The sequence below is a fragment of the Asanoa sp. NPDC049573 genome, assembly GCF_040676615.1.
GTDB lineage: Bacteria > Actinomycetota > Actinomycetes > Mycobacteriales > Micromonosporaceae > Asanoa.
Map to the genome: position 1 here is coordinate 410,091 of NZ_JBFAPI010000005.1, position 16,140 is coordinate 426,230.

13 protein-coding genes are annotated in these 16,140 nt (G+C 70.1%); 9 read left to right on the forward strand and 4 right to left on the reverse strand.

Going from position 1 to position 16,140, the window contains the following annotated elements; all coding sequences use genetic code 11:
• Window positions 1–61: 61 nt before the first annotated feature.
• Window positions 62–1,126: a saccharopine dehydrogenase NADP-binding domain-containing protein gene (locus AB0J74_RS14885; RefSeq protein ID WP_363448267.1), complete on the forward strand. Its 1,065-nt coding sequence runs from the start codon at window positions 62–64 to the stop codon at window positions 1,124–1,126.
• On the opposite strand, the gene AB0J74_RS14890 is transcribed toward AB0J74_RS14885, so the two are convergent.
• Entirely contained in the window at window positions 1,112–2,041 is a 930-nt protein-coding gene (locus AB0J74_RS14890; RefSeq protein ID WP_363448268.1) for an alpha/beta hydrolase, read from the reverse strand. The two genes, AB0J74_RS14885 and AB0J74_RS14890, sit on opposite strands and share 15 nt — an antisense overlap.
• Window positions 2,042–2,297: 256 nt before the next feature.
• Between AB0J74_RS14890 and AB0J74_RS14895 the strand changes: the two genes are divergently transcribed.
• Together AB0J74_RS14895 and menC are read left to right on the forward strand one after the other, a co-directional pair.
• Window positions 2,298–3,149, forward strand: coding sequence for a GNAT family N-acetyltransferase (locus AB0J74_RS14895; protein WP_363448269.1), 852 nt, complete (start codon window positions 2,298–2,300; stop codon window positions 3,147–3,149).
• An 11-nt stretch (window positions 3,150–3,160) separates the two neighbouring features.
• Window positions 3,161–4,279, forward strand: coding sequence for an o-succinylbenzoate synthase (gene menC / locus AB0J74_RS14900; RefSeq protein WP_363448270.1), 1,119 nt, complete (start codon window positions 3,161–3,163; stop codon window positions 4,277–4,279).
• On the opposite strand, the gene AB0J74_RS14905 is transcribed toward menC, so the two are convergent.
• Window positions 4,245–4,463: a hypothetical protein gene (locus AB0J74_RS14905; protein ID WP_363448271.1), complete on the reverse strand. Its 219-nt coding sequence runs from the start codon at window positions 4,461–4,463 to the stop codon at window positions 4,245–4,247. The genes menC and AB0J74_RS14905 overlap by 35 nt on opposite strands.
• A 503-nt stretch (window positions 4,464–4,966) precedes the next feature.
• On the opposite strand from AB0J74_RS14905, the gene AB0J74_RS14910 reads away from it, so the two are divergent.
• The 3 genes from AB0J74_RS14910 (at window position 4,967) to AB0J74_RS14920 (ending at window position 8,172) form a co-directional block, all read left to right on the forward strand.
• Window positions 4,967–6,307: an extracellular solute-binding protein gene (locus AB0J74_RS14910; protein ID WP_363448272.1), complete on the forward strand. Its 1,341-nt coding sequence runs from the start codon at window positions 4,967–4,969 to the stop codon at window positions 6,305–6,307.
• Between the two features lie 73 nt (window positions 6,308–6,380).
• Window positions 6,381–7,343 carry a sugar ABC transporter permease gene (locus tag AB0J74_RS14915; RefSeq protein WP_363448273.1) on the forward strand — a complete coding sequence of 321 codons (963 nt, stop codon included), beginning with the start codon at window positions 6,381–6,383 and terminating at the stop codon, window positions 7,341–7,343.
• A gap of 7 nt (window positions 7,344–7,350) precedes the next feature.
• A complete protein-coding gene (locus AB0J74_RS14920; protein ID WP_363448274.1) occupies window positions 7,351–8,172 on the forward strand; it encodes a carbohydrate ABC transporter permease in 822 nt (273 codons plus the stop codon).
• Window positions 8,173–8,224: 52 nt separating this feature from the next.
• On the opposite strand, the gene AB0J74_RS14925 is transcribed toward AB0J74_RS14920, so the two are convergent.
• Both AB0J74_RS14925 and AB0J74_RS14930 read right to left on the reverse strand, forming a co-directional pair.
• Window positions 8,225–9,769 carry a DUF4185 domain-containing protein gene (locus tag AB0J74_RS14925; RefSeq protein ID WP_363448275.1) on the reverse strand — a complete coding sequence of 515 codons (1,545 nt, stop codon included), beginning with the start codon at window positions 9,767–9,769 and terminating at the stop codon, window positions 8,225–8,227.
• A gap of 42 nt (window positions 9,770–9,811) precedes the next feature.
• On the reverse strand, window positions 9,812–10,933 hold the full coding sequence (locus tag AB0J74_RS14930; RefSeq protein ID WP_363448276.1) for a glycoside hydrolase family 172 protein: 1,122 nt from the start codon (window positions 10,931–10,933) through the stop codon (window positions 9,812–9,814).
• 130 nt (window positions 10,934–11,063) lie between these two features.
• Here AB0J74_RS14930 and AB0J74_RS14935 point away from each other — a divergent pair, with 130 nt between their 5' ends.
• The 3 genes from AB0J74_RS14935 to AB0J74_RS14945 all read left to right on the forward strand — a co-directional run bounded on the left by AB0J74_RS14935 (window position 11,064) and on the right by AB0J74_RS14945 (window position 16,095).
• On the forward strand, window positions 11,064–12,038 hold the full coding sequence (locus tag AB0J74_RS14935; RefSeq protein ID WP_363448277.1) for a LacI family DNA-binding transcriptional regulator: 975 nt from the start codon (window positions 11,064–11,066) through the stop codon (window positions 12,036–12,038).
• A gap of 65 nt (window positions 12,039–12,103) precedes the next feature.
• Window positions 12,104–13,603, forward strand: a complete 1,500-nt coding sequence (locus tag AB0J74_RS14940; RefSeq protein ID WP_363448278.1) for an FGGY family carbohydrate kinase — start codon at window positions 12,104–12,106, stop codon at window positions 13,601–13,603.
• Window positions 13,600–16,095 (forward strand): GH116 family glycosyl-hydrolase, encoded by a 2,496-nt coding sequence (locus AB0J74_RS14945; protein ID WP_363448279.1) that lies wholly within the window; start codon window positions 13,600–13,602, stop codon window positions 16,093–16,095. The genes AB0J74_RS14940 and AB0J74_RS14945 overlap by 4 nt, the downstream gene beginning before the upstream one ends.
• Window positions 16,096–16,140 lie beyond the last annotated feature (45 nt).

A 16,140-nucleotide genomic window follows, 5' to 3' on the forward strand; every position in this document is an offset into this window, starting at 1 on the left:
GGGTCGATGTGCCCGTCCTCGCACCTCGATAGGATTGCGGTCGAGCCCTTACGGTGGTGCGGTGTCGCATCAACGATGGATGATTTACGGCGCCAACGGCTACACCGGCGACCTGGTCGCCCGGCTGGCCGTCAGCCGCGGCTCCCGCCCGCTGCTCGCCGGCCGCAACGCCGCCGCGGTCCGCGCCCTCGCCGACGAGCTCGGCCTCGACCACGTCGTTTTCGATCTCCGTGACGCCGCCGCCGCCCGCCAGCACCTCGCCGAGGTCGACGTCGTCGCCCACTGCGCCGGCCCGTTCGTGGCCACCTCCGGCCCGATGGTGCAGGCCTGCCTCGACACCGGCACCCACTATCTCGACGTGACCGGCGAGCTTCCGGTGTTCGAGGCCGTGCTGGCCCGCGACGCCGACGCCCGGGCCGCCGGGGTGGTGCTGCTGACCGGGGCCGGCTTCGATGTCGTACCCACGGACTGCCTGGCCAATCTCCTACACGCGGCGCTGCCCGACGCCACCGCGCTGGAGCTGGCGTTCGTCGCGCCGGGCGGGCTCAGCCGGGGCACCGCGACCACCGGGCTGGCCATGAACGCCAAGGGCGGCTGGCGGCGGGTCGCGGGCACGCTGGTGCCCACCCCGATCGGCACCCCGGCCCGCGAGGTCCCGTTCCCGTCGAAGGTCCGCCGGGTCGGCGCCGTGCCCTGGGGCGACCTGGTCACGGCGCACCGCTCGACCGGGATCGGCGACATCGTCGTCTACACCCGCACACCGGCGCCGGGCCTGCTGCAGAAGCTGATCCGCTTCGCGCCGGTGCGCGCGCTGGCCGCCCGGGCGATCAAGCGGCAGCCGCCCGGCCCGTCGGCGCAGACCCGGGCGGCCACCACGTGCGAGGTCTGGGGCGAGGTGCGCAACCCGGCCGGCGAGATCCGCACCGCGACGCTGACCGGCCCCAACGCCTACGACCTGACCGCCGACGCCGTGCACCGGGCGGCCGAGCATCTGCTGGCCGGCACCGGCGGTAAGGCCGGCGGTGCCGCCCCGCCCGGCGCGCACACCCCGGCGACCGCCTTCGGGCCCGGGTTCCTGGGTCAGCTCGACCGCGTGGTCGTCAGCGAGCCGTCAAGCGGCCTGTAGGTCGGCCGGGTCGAGATAGTCGCCGAGGGCCGCCCGGGTCACCTCGGCCAGGGCGGCCGTGACGATGGCGGGGCGCTCCAGCATCAGCATGTGGCCCGCGCCGGGGCAGACGGTCAGCTCGGCGTCGGGCAGCGCGCCGGCGATCGACTCGGCGCACGGCGGGGGAGTGAGCCGGTCGCGGTCGCCGACCAGCGCGGCGGCGGGCAGGTTGCCGAGCGCGGCCAGCGTGGCCAACCGCTGCTGCTCGCCGACCGACGAGCGGAACGCGCCGATCGCGGTGAGCTGGGCCCTCGCCACCGCGGCGGTGGTGACGATCAGGTCCTCGGCGGCGCATCGGTTGCCGAACAGCAGCCAGCGCAACGACGGGGCGAGCGCGCGGAGCACGTAACGGTGCACCCGCCAGGAGCCGCCGCGGGCGAGGATGCCGGCGCCGGTGGTCTCGGCGAGGCGGATGATGCGGCTGATCCGCGGCGGGAGTCCGTACCTCGTGTGGGTGTGTCCCTCGGCGGTGGTCGAGATGAAGACCAGCCCGGCCACCCGGTCGGCGAACATCTTCGGATGCCCGTGGGCGAACTCCATGATCGTCATGCCGCCCAGCGAGTGACCGGCGAGCACGATGGGGCCGGTGGGAGCGATGGCGGCGATCACCTCGGCCAGGTCGTCACCGAGCTGGGCCAGGGTGGCGCCGGTCCGGCTGGTGTCGTCGGAGCGGCCGTGCCCGCGGGCGTCGTAGGCCACCAGCCGCACCGGCCGGCCGAGCGCCTCGGGGAGCCCCACGAGCTGTCGGTGCCAGGTGCGGGTGTCCAGGGTCCAGCCGTGCAACAGCAGGACCGTGACGGGTGCCTCGTCGGCCCCGCTCACCTCGACGTGGAGCCGCACGCCGTCGGGCAGTGTCACCGTGGTCCGCTCCGGCATGGTCACCTCCCGTGCGAGGATTCCCCACCGATGTTCACCATCACACATACCGAGCAGTAACAATCATGCCTTAAGCTGCGTTCAGGCCGCCAGATCAAAGATCCAGTATCACCCGGTATCGGCGAAACTGCGCCAAATGGGCGCCTTGCCAAGGCCGGGGCAACGTAAAGAAAAGCATCAATTACCGACGGTAGCCTCGACACGAGACCGGTTCACCTGTTGAAGTAAGGACTCGGTCTGCACAACGGGAGGCTGGGTGGACGAGCTGATCGCGGAGGCAAAAGAGGTCGCGACCGCCGCCGCGGCCCGGCTGGGCATCAGCGTGCGCGAGTTGCGTGATCCGGCGGCGCACGAAGAGGCGGCACAGCTGTTCGGCAGGATCTGGCGGGCCGACTCACCGAGCCAGCTGCTCGACGCGCGGATGATGCGCGCGCTCGCCTACGCCGGCAACTACGTGGTGGGTGCCTTCCGGGGTGAGACGCTGATCGGTGCGGCCGTCGCGTTCTTCGGCATCGACCACCTGCACTCGCACATCACCGGTGTCGACCCGGCGACCCAGAGTCGTGGCGCCGGGCACGCCATCAAGCTGCATCAACGCGCCTGGGCACTCGACCGGCGGATCGAGTCGGTGCACTGGACGTTCGACCCGCTGATCGGCCGCAACGCCTACTTCAACCTGCACAAGCTGGGCGCCCGTGCGGTCAAGTACCTGCCGGACTTCTACGGCCGGATGACCGACGGGATCAACGCCGGCGACGCCACCAGCGACCGTCTCTACATCCAGTGGGACGTCGCCTCGCCCGAGGCGATCGCGGCCGCGGCGGGCGACACCCGGGAGATCAACATGCAGGCGGTGTACGCCGCCGGCGCCGAGGTGGCCCTCGCCCGCGACGACTTCGGTCGCCCGAACCCCGGCAAGGCGATCTACGACGGCCGGCCGCTGCTGGTCGCCGTGCCGATCGACATCGAAGCCATGCGGGGCACCGACCCGCCCCTCGCCGTCGCCTGGCGGAGAGAGGTCGGTGACGCGCTGTGCGCGGCATTCGAAGCCGGATACCGGATCGCGGGGATGGCCCGCGACGGTTGGTACGTCATGGAAGCCGAGTAAAGGAACCAGTCTTGAACCTCCGTGGTCTCGAGCTCCGCCGCATCGCGATGCCGCTGGTGAGCCCCTTCCGCACCTCGTTCGGCACCGAGACCGCCCGCGACGTGCTGCTGGTCCGCGCCGTGGGCGAGACCGCGGAGGGCTGGGGCGAGTGCGTCGCCATGTCCGAGCCGCTCTACTCCAGCGAACACGTCGACGGCGCGGCCGAGGTGATCCGCCGCTTCCTGCTGCCCGAGGTGATCGCGTTGGCCAAGGCCGGCGAGCTGACCGTGCCCCGGCTGGAGGCGGCCCTCGACCGGATCAAGGGCCACCCGATGGCCAAGGCGGCCGTGCTGACCGCGCTGCTCGACCTGTCGCTGCGCGACTCCGGCACGTCCTTCGGCGCCTACCTCGGCGCCGTCCGCACCTCCGTGCCGGCGGGCGTCTCGGTCGGCATCATGTCGTCGATTCCCGCCCTGCTCGACGCCGTGGACGGCTACCGGGCCCAGGGCTATGTGCGGATCAAGCTCAAGATCGAGCCGGGCTGGGACGTCGAACCGGTCCGCGCCGTCCGCGAGCGCTTCGGCGACGACCTGCTCCTGCAGGTCGACGCCAACACCGCCTACACCCTGGCCGACGCCCGCCAGTTGGCCCGCCTCGACCCGTTCGACCTGCTGCTGATCGAGCAGCCGCTGCCCGAAGACGACCTGCGCGGCCATGCCGCCCTGGCCCTGCTGATCCGCACCCCGGTCTGCCTCGACGAGTCGATCACCTCGGCCCGGGCCGCGGCCGACGCGATCGCGCTGGGCGCCACCTCGGTGGTCAACGTCAAGCCCGGCCGGGTCGGCGGCTATCTGGAGGCCCGGCGGGTGCACGACGTCTGCGCCGCGCACGGCGTGCCGGTCTGGTGTGGCGGGATGCTGGAGACCGGCCTGGGCCGGGCGGCCAACGTGGCGCTGGCGGCGCTGCCCAACTTCATCCTGCCCGGCGACACCTCGGCGTCGGACCGCTACTTCGCCCGCGACATCACCGAGCCGTTCGTGCTCGACGGCGGCCACGTCGCGGTGCCCACCGGCCCGGGCCTGGGCGTGACGCCCGACCTCGACTATCTGACCGAGATCACCACGTCGACGGAGTGGCTGCCGCTGTCGTGACCTCGCCGGCCGGTGTGGCCGGGCCCGCGGCGCCGGCCGTGCCGCGGCCGAGGGCGAGGGCGGCGAGCACGATGCCGGCCAGGCTGATCACGATGGCCAACCCCGCGATGACAAGTGCGACCGTCACCAGCAGGCTGCGCTGCCGCTGATGCGACGAGACGACCGGTCCGCGCGGATGGTGCACGAACAGACGCTACGTCCACCTTGGGATGCTTGGTATTCGCCGTTCGAGTGACAACCCCCCGCACTGATCAGGTCGTCGAGGCCGCGAACTGACGGACGACCGCGTCTTGGTGGCGAACAGGATGGCGCCGATGATCCGGTCTCCGAAGAAGGCCGGGCTAAAACCGGCTGCGAGTGTGGCCGCAGGTCCGATGTGGATGCGCACTCGCCGGCACGTCCGTGTAATCGGTTTCGCAGGGCCTGCACAAGGGATCGCAGCTCCAGTGAACGGCATGTTACGGGGCTGTTGACGAAATCGATTACATCATGTCTACTACGAGCCAACTTCGCTTTCGATACGGAAAGTGCTGGACAACATGACGGCTGGGTCATCGATGTTTCGCCAGCTGGGCCGGCGTCGCCCGACCGGCATGTCCGCAGTGGATAGCGACCTTCCGCGACAACTCTCGGTACACGGCTGACCGCGCGTCAGCCCGCTTCAGGGCACGACATCGAGGAGGAACGGTGAGCAAAAGGCATATCACGTCGGCCATCGTGTCGACGGTTCTTGCCGCTTCGCTGGCCCTGGCGGGCTGCGGCAGCGGTGGTGACGAGGCGACGACGACGACTGACGGCAAGACTGTCGTCACCTTCTGGCAGCAGCAGTTCGAGGACTACCAGCAGGCCTGGTTCAAGAAGCAGGTCGACGCGTACAACAAGACCCAGGACAAGGTGAAGGTCGAGCTCCAGGTGGTGCCGGCCGACACCTGGGCGCAGAAGCTCAAGGCGGCCCAGGCCGCCGGCAAGGCGCCCGACGTGGCCACTACCAGCTACGGCAACATCCCGGCTGGCGCGGCCAACGGCGAGCTGGCGGAGCTCGACGGGCTACTGCCCGCCGAGGCGTTCACCGACATCAAGGACAACGTCAAGGACTTCGTCACCATCAACGGCAAGCACTTCGCGTACCCGATGCTGGTGGAACCCTCGACGGTGCTCTACTACCGCAAGGACCTCGTGCAGGCGGCCGGCCTCGACCCGGCCAACCCGCCGAAGTCCTGGTCGGAGCTGTCGACCTGGGCCACCAAGCTGACCAGCGGCAAGGTCAAGGGCATGACGATCGCGTCGATCCCGGCCGACCTCGGCTGGTCGAGCTGGGGTCTGCAGTACAACGCCTGCGGCCACCTGCCGGTCGCTGACGACTGGTCGAAGTCGGTCGCCACCGACTCCTGCTTCGCCCAGCTGCTCGACTTCTACCGGAGCCTTTACCAGAGCGGCGTGATGCCCAAGCAGCCCAAGGTGGGCTACGCGGACGGCTCGCCGTACGGTCAGGGTGAGGTCGCGATGATGGCCGGCGGTTCCTGGGTCGTGGGCCAGCTCAAGAACGAGTTCCCGGCGATGATCGAGAAGACTGCGGTCGCGCCGTTCCCCTCCATCGACGGCGACCAGACCAAGCCCACGGCCACCCTCGGCGGTTGGACGCTCACCGTCGACGGCAAGTCCAAGGCGAAGGAGCAGGCGGCCGGGTTCATCGGTTGGCTGCTGGCCGGCGACCCGGCCCTGATGGCGGACTTCTTCAAGGCCAGCGGCTTCTCCAAGTACACCGTGCGCGCCTCGGTCGACCGTGCGCTGGAGACCAACCCCGACGCCACCGCGGACCCGTTCATGAAGACCATCTCGGACAAGGTCGTGCCGTACGGCAAGGCGGAGCCGGCCTACCCGTGGGAGATCGCGCTCGCGTTCGGCACCGCGATCGAGTCCGCCATGAAGGGCAACGCCGACGTCGCGGCCGCCCTGAAGAAGGCCGACTCCGAGATCAACGACATCATCAAGAAGCAGTCCCTCGCGGGGACCGCACCCCAACGCTGATCTCCCGTAGCCGGGACCGCCCGGGGACGCACATGGCCGGCGTCCCCGGGCCTGACCTCTCAAGGGATTCGCCGTGGCCCTGACACCCACCCTCGCGCCGTCGCCCCGATCCACGGATTCCGCCGGATCGGCGCGGCGGCGTGCCCGCGCCACAACCTCGCGCCGCCAGGACAACCGCACCGCCTACCTCATGATCGCCCCGATGGTGATCCTGCTCGGCATCTTCGTGATGTGGCCGCTGGTCTACTCGGTCTACCTGAGCACCTACGAAATCAACTTCTACAAGGGCTCCACGTTCGTCGGTGCCCAGTTCTACCGGTACGTGCTGGAGAGCTCCGACTTCTGGCACTCGATCATCGTCGGCCTCTACTACGCGGTGCTGACCGTGCCCGCGATGATCGTGATCGCCCTGCTGCTGGCCACCTTCATCAAGTCGCTGGGCAAGCGGGCGGCGGGCTGGATGAAGACCACTGTCTACCTCCCCACGGTCGTGTCCACCGTGGTCGCGTCGGTGCTGTTCCTGCTGATGTACCAGGACGAGGGCGTGGCCAACTGGCTGTTCAACCTGCTCAGCGTCGGCCCGGTCAACTGGCTCAACGACTCGCAGCTCGCGCTGCCGGCGATCGCGGTGCCGGGGATCTGGCTCGGCTTCGGCATCACCACGCTGATCCTGCTGGCCGCGCTGCTCGACATACCGGAGAGCTACTACGAGCAGGCCGCGCTGGACGGCGCCAACTACTTCCAGCGGCTGTTCCGCATCACGCTGCCGCTGCTGAAGAACGTCCTGCTCTACCTGTTCGTCACGGGCTTCACCCTGGCGATCCAGATGATCGACCTGGCGCTCATCATGACGAACGGCGGGCCGTCGGAGGCGACCAACACCCCGAACCTCTACATCTTCAACACCTTCCGCGACGTCACCCCGTACGCGACCAGCTACTCGTTGACCGCCGCGCTGCTGCTGTTCGTGGTGATCGGCGCGATCTCCGCGGTCGTCTTCCGGCTCGTCCGGTCGGAAAAGGCCATCGACGGCTAGGAGACCCATGACACTGCGTGTTTTCCAGCGGAGCGCGTCCGCCGTGCTCGTCGTGCTGATCAGCGCCAGCATCCTGTTCCCGCTGGCCTGGATGGCCATCGCCGGCTTCAAGGGCCGCACCGAGGTGCTGCGCTCGCCGTTCCAGTTCTTCCCGGACATGTGGCGCTTCGACAACTACGTCAACATCGCCCGCGACCCGGAGTTCGTGCGCGCCATGGGCGTCACCTTCGCCGGCGCGCTCATCTTCACCGCGCTGAGCCTGGCCGTGAACTCGCTCGCGGCGTACGCCTTCGCCCGCCTCGAGTTCCGCGGCAAGCGGATGTGGTGGGTCTACTGTGTCATGCCGATGTTCATCCCGATGATGGCCATCATGCTGACGTCCTTCATGGTCGTCACGAAGCTCAACATGCTCAACACGCTGGCCGTGCTGATCATCCCGGGTGTCGCCTCCGGGGCTCAGATGTTCTTCCTGCGGCAGTACTACCTGAACTTCCCGGTGGCGGTCGAGGAGGCCGCGATGATCGACGGCGCCAGTCGGTGGCAGATCTTCCTCCGGCTGTTCCTGCCCCAGTCCGCAGCGCCGTTCGTCGTCGTCGGCATCGCATCGTATCTGGCCTACTGGAACGCATACGTGTGGCCCATCCTGACGATCACGGATCCGAACCTGACCCAGATCATGCAGTTCCTGGGCAACTTCCGCTCAGCGCGTGGCAACGACTGGGGCATGCTGATGGCCGGCTCGACGCTCGCGTCGCTGCCGACCATCCTGTTGCTGCTCATCTTCCAGCGGTTCATCGTCAACGGTGTGCGGATCAGCGGCATGAAGTAGCGGGTGTATGCAGGCCCGCCTCCGCGGAACAAGAGGCGGGCCTGCCCGCGGGTCACACCGCGGAAAGTGAGAAGTCGTCCAGTTGGACCCAGATGTCGCCGTGATCGGTCCAGACGCCGGCATAGACCACGACGGCGGTGCGCGCGCCGCTGTTGAACGTGACGGTGAAGCGGGTCCACGGACCCACCGCCTGGAAGTTGGCCTCGCCGATGACCGCGTTCGCCGTCGTGCGTACGCCGAAGAAGCCGTTGTCGCTGTTGGGCGACGTGCGTAGGAACCCGGACAGCTGATAGCTGGTGTTAGCGGCTACCGGCACGGTCTGGTGTACGTCGTGCCAACCGTTGTTGTAGCGCGCGAACGCGTTGCGGTCGCCGGAGTAGCCCCACCGCGCGTTGTCGATGCCGCAGTTGCCCGTGCACGCCCATGAGCCGGCCGTCCCCGAGTCGTTGAGCGCGCCACGCTCGAAGCTCGGGTCGCCCACCAGGTTCGCCTTGACGATCTGGCCGGCGGTGTTGACGGACAGCTTCATCAGATAGACGTTGTACGGGTTCCACTGCGACATCAGGAAGTAGAGCTGGCCGTTGGCGCTCCAGGGATGGAAGAATCCGCCGTAGAGGCCGGGGTAGTCGGCCGAGCTGACCGCGATCTGCGGCGTGCCCCAGGCCCCCGTAGGGCCCGTGGCCGCCCGCAGCACGATGTCCTCACCGCGCAGATACATCATCAGCCATTTGCCGCTGAAGCTGTCGTAGCGCACCGACAGCTCGGAAACCGGCCCGGAGACGATCGCGGCGGCCGCGGACTCGGTGGCGACCCAGGAGGTCCCGTTCCAGTAGCGGTAGGCGCTCTGGGTGAGCACCTGGGCCTCGGGCACGCGGGCGAGGTACAGGCTTCCGGTGCGGCCGCTGGGCGTGCCGTAGACGTAGACGTAGCCGCCGTTGCGGACGAACGCCTGTTGCTGGAAGTGGTTGGTGCCCGAGGGGTTGGACCAGGTCGGCGTCCCGCTGGTGACCCAGGTCGTGCCGTTGTCGTCGGAGTAGGCGATCCGGGCGTAGTTGGTGTCCCACTGGCCGGGCACGCCCCAGCGCCGCACCGACATGAACGACAGGTACTGGCGGCTGCCGACGGCGATGCCGGCCGTGGGAATCTTCGTGACCTCACCGCCGGCCTCGTTGTCCTGGTGCAGACCCGGCACGACCTCGCGGGCCCGGCCGTCGGCGCCCGTGACGGCGCTCGCGAAGCTCATGCCGTCCGCGAGGTTGGTGTCGGTCGAGCGAAGCAGGACGTTGCTGCGCCAGTTGACGTCACCGGGACCGAACCCGCCACCGCCGGGGCCGACCCATGCGTCGCCGAACGTGTCGCCGAAGGCGGTCAGCACCTGGCCTGACCCGTTGTCCCACATGATGCCGAGGTCAGTGGCCTTGACGTTCCAGCGCCCCCAGGTGTTGTTGGGGGAGTCGGGTCCCGTGACCTTCTGGACCAGGGTCGCCGGGGTGTGTGCTGACGTGGCGGCGGCCGGTTGGCCGGTCACCGCGACGGTGGCGGCCAGCACGGCGGCCGCCGTCAGGACGCGCGTCGTCGTTCCGGGTGGGTGCGGCACAGCGGTTCTCCTCCCTGTGGTGCGCCCGCCCCGGCGGTTGCCTTATGCGGGCGGGCGCGGCGGTTGTGCTCCGATGTCCGGCACCGGCGCGCTACCCAGGTGGACCTCCATGTCGTCGGCGCTGGGCGTGCGCGGGCGGCGTGCCGTGGGCCGGTCGAGGTAGAAGAGAGCGGTCGAGGCGATGTCGTCGCGCAGCGGCAGATAGCGCCAGCCCGAACGCCAACCGAGGGCCTGGACGTCGACGCGCAGCCGGTGTGCGAAGTGGATCGGGTCGGGCAGGTGCCAGCGGTACATGCCGAAGCGCTGTTGGCTCACGTAGAGGCCGTCGGGGCGGATGACCTGGGGCAGACCCAGATAGGGCGTCGAATATTCCGTGTAGCCGCGGCCGGGCACGTCGAAGTTCCAGGCGCCACCGAAGTAGTCTTCGGTGCCCGTGCCGCAGATGGTCGGGTACTCCTCGTCCTCGTCGAGGTAGAACTTCACCTCGCCCTCGCCCCACCAGCCGTTGCTGTTGACGCCCCAGGCCAGATAGGTGCCCACGTACTGGCCCTGACCCTCCACGCCTTCAACGATGGTGTGCGGGGTCAGGTATTCGAGTGGGTTGCTGCGCCGCCACTGGGCATGCAGGTAGCCCAGGCCGGCGTAGTCGCCGCCGGTCTCGAAGGTGATCTGGTAGTAGACCCGGACCTCCACGGTGGACAGGTTCTCGAGCGTGAGGCGGGCGCCCGACCGGAACGGCATCGGCCAGTAGGAGTTGAAGCCACCGTGCGGGTTGACGGCGATCGGCTGCGAGTTGATCTGAGCGAAGCGGCCCCAGCCCTGGCCGAAGAAGTCGCCGTAGGGCACCTCGACGGCGGGCTCGGCGGCGCCGTCCCAGTAGGCGCGCAACAGCAGCGTGCGCCAGTTGTCGGTGTGGGTCGTGATCCAGATATGGGTGATCTGCCCCGGGCCGTCGATGTTCGCCAGGTCGAAGATGGCGCCGGGCGCGATGTCGACGCTTGGTGAGATCTTCCAGCCCGGACCGAGGTCGCGGGCGCAGGCGGCGCCGGTGCCCTCGGTGGCGCGGCCGCCACCGCCGGGGCCGCCGTCGAAGTTCTCCGGGCTGATGGATCGGGTCTGGACCGCGCGCAGGCGCGCGATCGAGCCGAGACCGGCTTGATTCACGAAGTCTCCAGGGGCGACGGCCTGTAATCGATTTCACCAAACTAGGTTGGGATGGTGGAATGTGTCAACCACCCCACGTTCCGCACAATGGGGAACACGCTCAGCGGGCCAAACCGAACCTGAGGGAACGATGCCAACGATTTACGAGGTCGCAGCGCGGGCCGGCGTGTCGCCGGCGACCGTGTCGCGGGTCTTCAACGGGCAGAACGTTTCGGCCGAGCGGTCCCGCCGGGTGCGGGAGGCGGCCGAGGCGATGGGCTTCACCCCCAACCGGGTGGCCCGCACGCTGCGCCTGCAGAACTCCGAGGTGATCGCGTTGGTCATCCCGGACATCGAGAACCCCTTCTTCACCTCGCTGGCGCGGGGCGTGGAAGACGTGGCCCAGGCGGCCGGCTACTCCGTGGTCCTCTGCAACACCGACGAGGACCAGGCCAAGGAGGCCCGGTATCTCGACATCGCGCTGAGCGCGAACATGGCCGGCGTCATCCTGGCCGCGGCGGGCGACCACAGCGACCTCGACGCGCTGATCCGGCGGGGCCGGCCCATCGTGGCGGTCGACCGGGGCCCGCACGGATACGACATCGACGCGGTCATGGTCGACAGCCGCGCCGGCGGCCGGGCCGCCACCAAGGCCCTGGCCGACCAGGGCTACCGCCGCATCGCCTGCGTCTCGGGGCCGCGTGACGTGGAGACGGCGACCCTGCGGGCCGAGGGCTGGCGGGCCGCCGTGACGGGCCTGGGGCTCGACTACGACGACCAGTACCTGATCTACGCCGACTTCCGGGTCGACGGCGGCAACAAGGCCATGCGTCAGCTGGTCGAGCTGCCGGAGCCGCCCGACGCCGTGTTCGTGGCCAACAACCTCATGGGCGTCGGCGCGCTGCAGCTGCTCGCCGAGCGAGGGATGCTGCCCCCGGTCATCGGCATGGCCGTCTTCGGCGACCTGCCGATCTTCTCGCCGACCCCGCTGGCGGTCACGCTGGTGAGCCTGCCGGCCCGGCACCTCGGTGTGACGGCCGCAGACCTGCTGCTCAAGCGGATCAACGGAGACGACCAGCCGCCGCGCACGATCGTGTTGCGAAACCAGATCGTCCCGAGCGCCTGACACCCGTCGCCGGGGCCGTTTCCGGGGCCTTGACGATGAAATCGATTTCTGCGATGGTCTAGCCCATGCTCAACCCCCTCGCGGTGGTCGGCGTTGACATCGGCACCTCGTCGAGCAAGGGAGTGCTGGTCACGCTCGACGGGACCACTCTGGCGACCGCGGTCCGCGAACACGACGTCGCGCGTCCGGCGCCCGGCCACGTCGAGATGGACGCGAGCGGGTGGTGGGACGAGGCCGTTTCCCTGATCCGTGAGGTGACCGCCGCGGCCGCGCGCCCTTTCGAGGTCGCCGCCGTCGGGGTCAGCGGAATGGGGCCGTGCGTGCTGGTCGCCAACGAGGCTGGCAAGCCGTTGCGGCCGGCGATGCTCTACGGCATCGACACCCGCGCCGGCGAGCAGATCGCCCGGTTGACGCAGGAGCTGGGCGGCGCCGACGCGATCCGGCAGCGGTGCGGCTGCGCGCTCTCGACCCAGGCGGCTGGCCCAAAGCTCGCCTGGCTCGGCGACCACGAGCCGCACGTGCTGGACCAGGCGCGGCTGTTCTTCCAGCCCGCCTCCTGGCTGGGCTGGAAGCTGACCGGCGCCTACTACCTCGACCATCACTCGGCCAGCCAATGCACACCGATGTACGACCCGGCCGCGCTGGACTGGCACCGTCCATGGGCGCGGAAGATCGCCCCCGACCTGTCGTTGCCGCCGCTGCGCTGGCCCGGCGACGTCGTCGGCACGGTGACCGCGCAGGCGGCCGCCGAGACCGGGCTGCCGTCCGGGATTCCGGTCGTCGCGGGCACGATCGACGCGTGGTCCGAGGCGATCAGCGTAGGGGCGCACCGCGTCGGCGACCTGATGCTCATGTACGGCACGACAATGTTCCTCGTCAACACGGTCGCCGGAGCGTTGACCGCGCCGACGTTGTGGGGCACCGTCGGCGCGCTGCCGGGGACGCACAGCCTCGCCGGCGGCATGGCCACCTCGGGCGCCGTGACCCGGTGGCTCGCGGACCTGTTCGGCACGCGGGACTATCGACGGTTGCTCGACCTGGCCGACGCGGCCGGGCCGGGTGCCAACGGGCTGCTGATGCTGCCCTATTTCGCCGGCGAGCGGACACCGGTCGCCGACCCGGACGCGCGTGGCGTCATCGCGGGCCTGACCGTCAGCCACACCCGCGGTGACCTCTACCGGGCGGCGCTCGAGGCGACCGCGTTCGGCGTGCGGCACAACGTGGCCGCGCTCGTGGCCGCCGGTGGCCGGGTCGACCGGGTCGTGGCGGTCGGCGGTGGCGCCCAGGGCCGGCTATGGACGCAGATCGTCAGTGACGTCACCGGACTGGTCCAGCTGATCCCGGCCCAGACCGTCGGCGCGAGCCTGGGCGCCGCGTACTTCGCGGCCGCCGCCGTCGCGCCGGTCGACATCGACGAGTGGAACCCCATCGTCGAAACCGTCTCGCCGCGCCCGGGGCTGCGCGCCACCTACGACGAGCTCTACGAGCTCTACCTGGATCTCTACCCGGCCACCGCGCCGGTCGCCCACCGCTTGGCCGCCCACCAGCACCGGTCGTTCGCGTGAGCGCCTTCCCGCGGCCTGCGCTGGGGCCGGACGCCGGATGCGCCGCCTTCCCGCTCGGCGGCATCGGCACCGGAACCGTCTCGGTCGGCGCGCGCGGTGACCTGCGGGACTGGGAACTGATGAACCGGCCGGCCAAGGGCACCCGGCTGCCGTTCACGTTCTTCGCGATCCGTTGCGCGCGACCCGGGCGCGAGGCGGTCACCAAGGTGCTGGAGGGGCCGCTGACCGGCCCACACGAGGGAGACCAGGGCTACGACGCCGGGCGGCTCGCCGGGTTGCCCCGCCTCGCGTCGAGCCGCATGCGTGGCGAGTACCCGTTGCTGCGCATCGACCTCGCCGACCCCGAGGTCGCCGTCGACGTCACCCTGACCGCGTTCACGCCGCTCGTCCCGCTCGACCCCGACGCGTCCGGCGTGCCCGGCGCCGTGCTCCGTTACACCGTGCACAACCCGAACCCGGAGCCGGTCGACGTCACCATCGCGGGGTCGTTGGCCAACCAGGTCGGCATCACCGGGTGGAACGTCTTCCACTTCCCCGAGTACGCGGGCAGCCCGCGCAACACCTGGTTCGAAGAGCCCGCGGTGCGCGGCGTCGAGTTCGCCAACGATCTGGACCCCAGCGACCTCCGGCACGGCACCGTCGTGCTCGCCACCACCGACCCGAGCACCAGCGCCAAGCCCCAGTGGCTGTCCGGCTTCTGGCAGGACGGCGTGCAGGTGTTCTGGGACGACCTGCGATCCGACGGTCGGCTCGAGCCCGAGACGGTGTTCTCGCTCGACGAGCCGCCGTACCCCTCCTGGTTCACCCGGCTCCGGGTCGGCTCGCTGGCGATCAGCCACTGCCTGGCGCCGGGGGAGAGCCGCGACTTCACGTTCCTGCTCACGTGGCACTTCCCCAACCGGCCGCGGGCCTGGCAGGGCAACATCGGGCTGGACAACACGAACGCCGGCGAGGTGGTCCGCAACCACTACGCCACCCGGTTCGCCGACGCGGTCGCCGTCGCCCGGCACCTGGCGCTGGCCGGGCCGGCCCTGGAGGAGAGGACCCGGGCCTTCCACGGAGCCCTGTTCGGCAGCTCGCTGCCGGCCGAGGTGGTCGACGCGGTCAGCGCGACGCTGGTGGCGCTGCGCAGCAACACCTGCTTCCGGTTGGCCGACGGCCGATTCGCCGCCTGGGAAGGTACGTTCGACCACAGTGGAAGCTGTGAGGGCACCTGCACCCACGTGTGGAACTACGCGCAGGCGGCCGCCTACCTCTTCCCGTCGCTGGAGCGCGACGCCCGGCACACCGAGTTCACCCGCGAGACGCGGCCCGACGGGCGGATGAACTTCCGGGCCAACAGCGTGTTCGGCAACCCGGCCTGGGACTTCCACCCGGCCGTCGACGGCCAGCTCGGCGCGATCGTGCGCCTGCACCGGGAGTGGCGGTTCAGCGGCGACGACGAGCTGCTGCGTGACTGTTGGCCGGGCGTGCGGCGGGCACTGGAGTTCGCGTTCACCGAATGGGACAGCGACGACGACGGCGTGCTCGACAGCAAGCAGCACAACACGTACGACATCGAGTTCTTCGGTCCGAACTCGTTGGCCAACTCGATGTTCCTGGCCGCCCTGCACGCCGGCGCGGCGATGGCCGACCAGCTCGGCGAGCCGGCTGTCGCGCAGCGGTGGCGGGCCGCCGCCGCCCGGGGCCGCGACCGGGTCGACGCGCTGCTGTTCAACGGCGAGTACTACGACCAGCGACTCGACGACGTCGACGCGCGGCGTTACCAGTACGGCACCGGATGCCTCTCCGACCAGGTCTTCGGTCAGCTGCTGGCCCACCTGGCCGGGCTGGGCTACGTGCTGCCCCGGGACCACGTCCGCAGCGCGGTCGCCGCCGTGCACCGGCACAACTTCCGCGCCGACCTGTCCGACCACCACAGCGTCCAGCGGACGTATGCGCTGCCCGGTGAGGCCGGGCTGGTGCTCTGCTCGTGGCCGCGGGGCGGTCGGCCACGGATCCCGTTCGTCTACAGCGACGAGGTGTGGACGGGCATCGAGTACCAGGTAGCCAGCCACCTGGTCTACGAGGGCCTCGTCGACGAGGGGCTCGAGGTGGTGCGGGCCGCGCGCTCCCGCCACGACGGGTACCGCCGCAACCCGTGGAACGAGGCGGAGTGCGGAAACCACTACGCCCGGTCGCTCGCCAGCTGGGGCGTGCTCGTCGCGCTGACCGGCGCCGACTACCACGCCCCGACCGGCGAGCTGTCGTTCACGCCGCGGCTGGGGGCGCCGTTGCGAGCGCCGTTCACCACCGGCACCGGCTGGGGAGTCCTGCGAGTGTCCGACGACGACGCCGAGGTCGAGCTGCTGGGCGGGGAGCTGGCGCTCAACCGGCTGCGGGTGGCGCATCCGCGGCTCGGCCCGCTCGCGACCGGCCCGGTGCGCCTGGCCCCGGGCGAACCACTGACGTTGACCGCATCCCACCACGATCGTCTGGAGGTCCATCGATGACCGGCTACAAACTCCCCGCGCCCACGCGACGGCCATTGCTTGCGC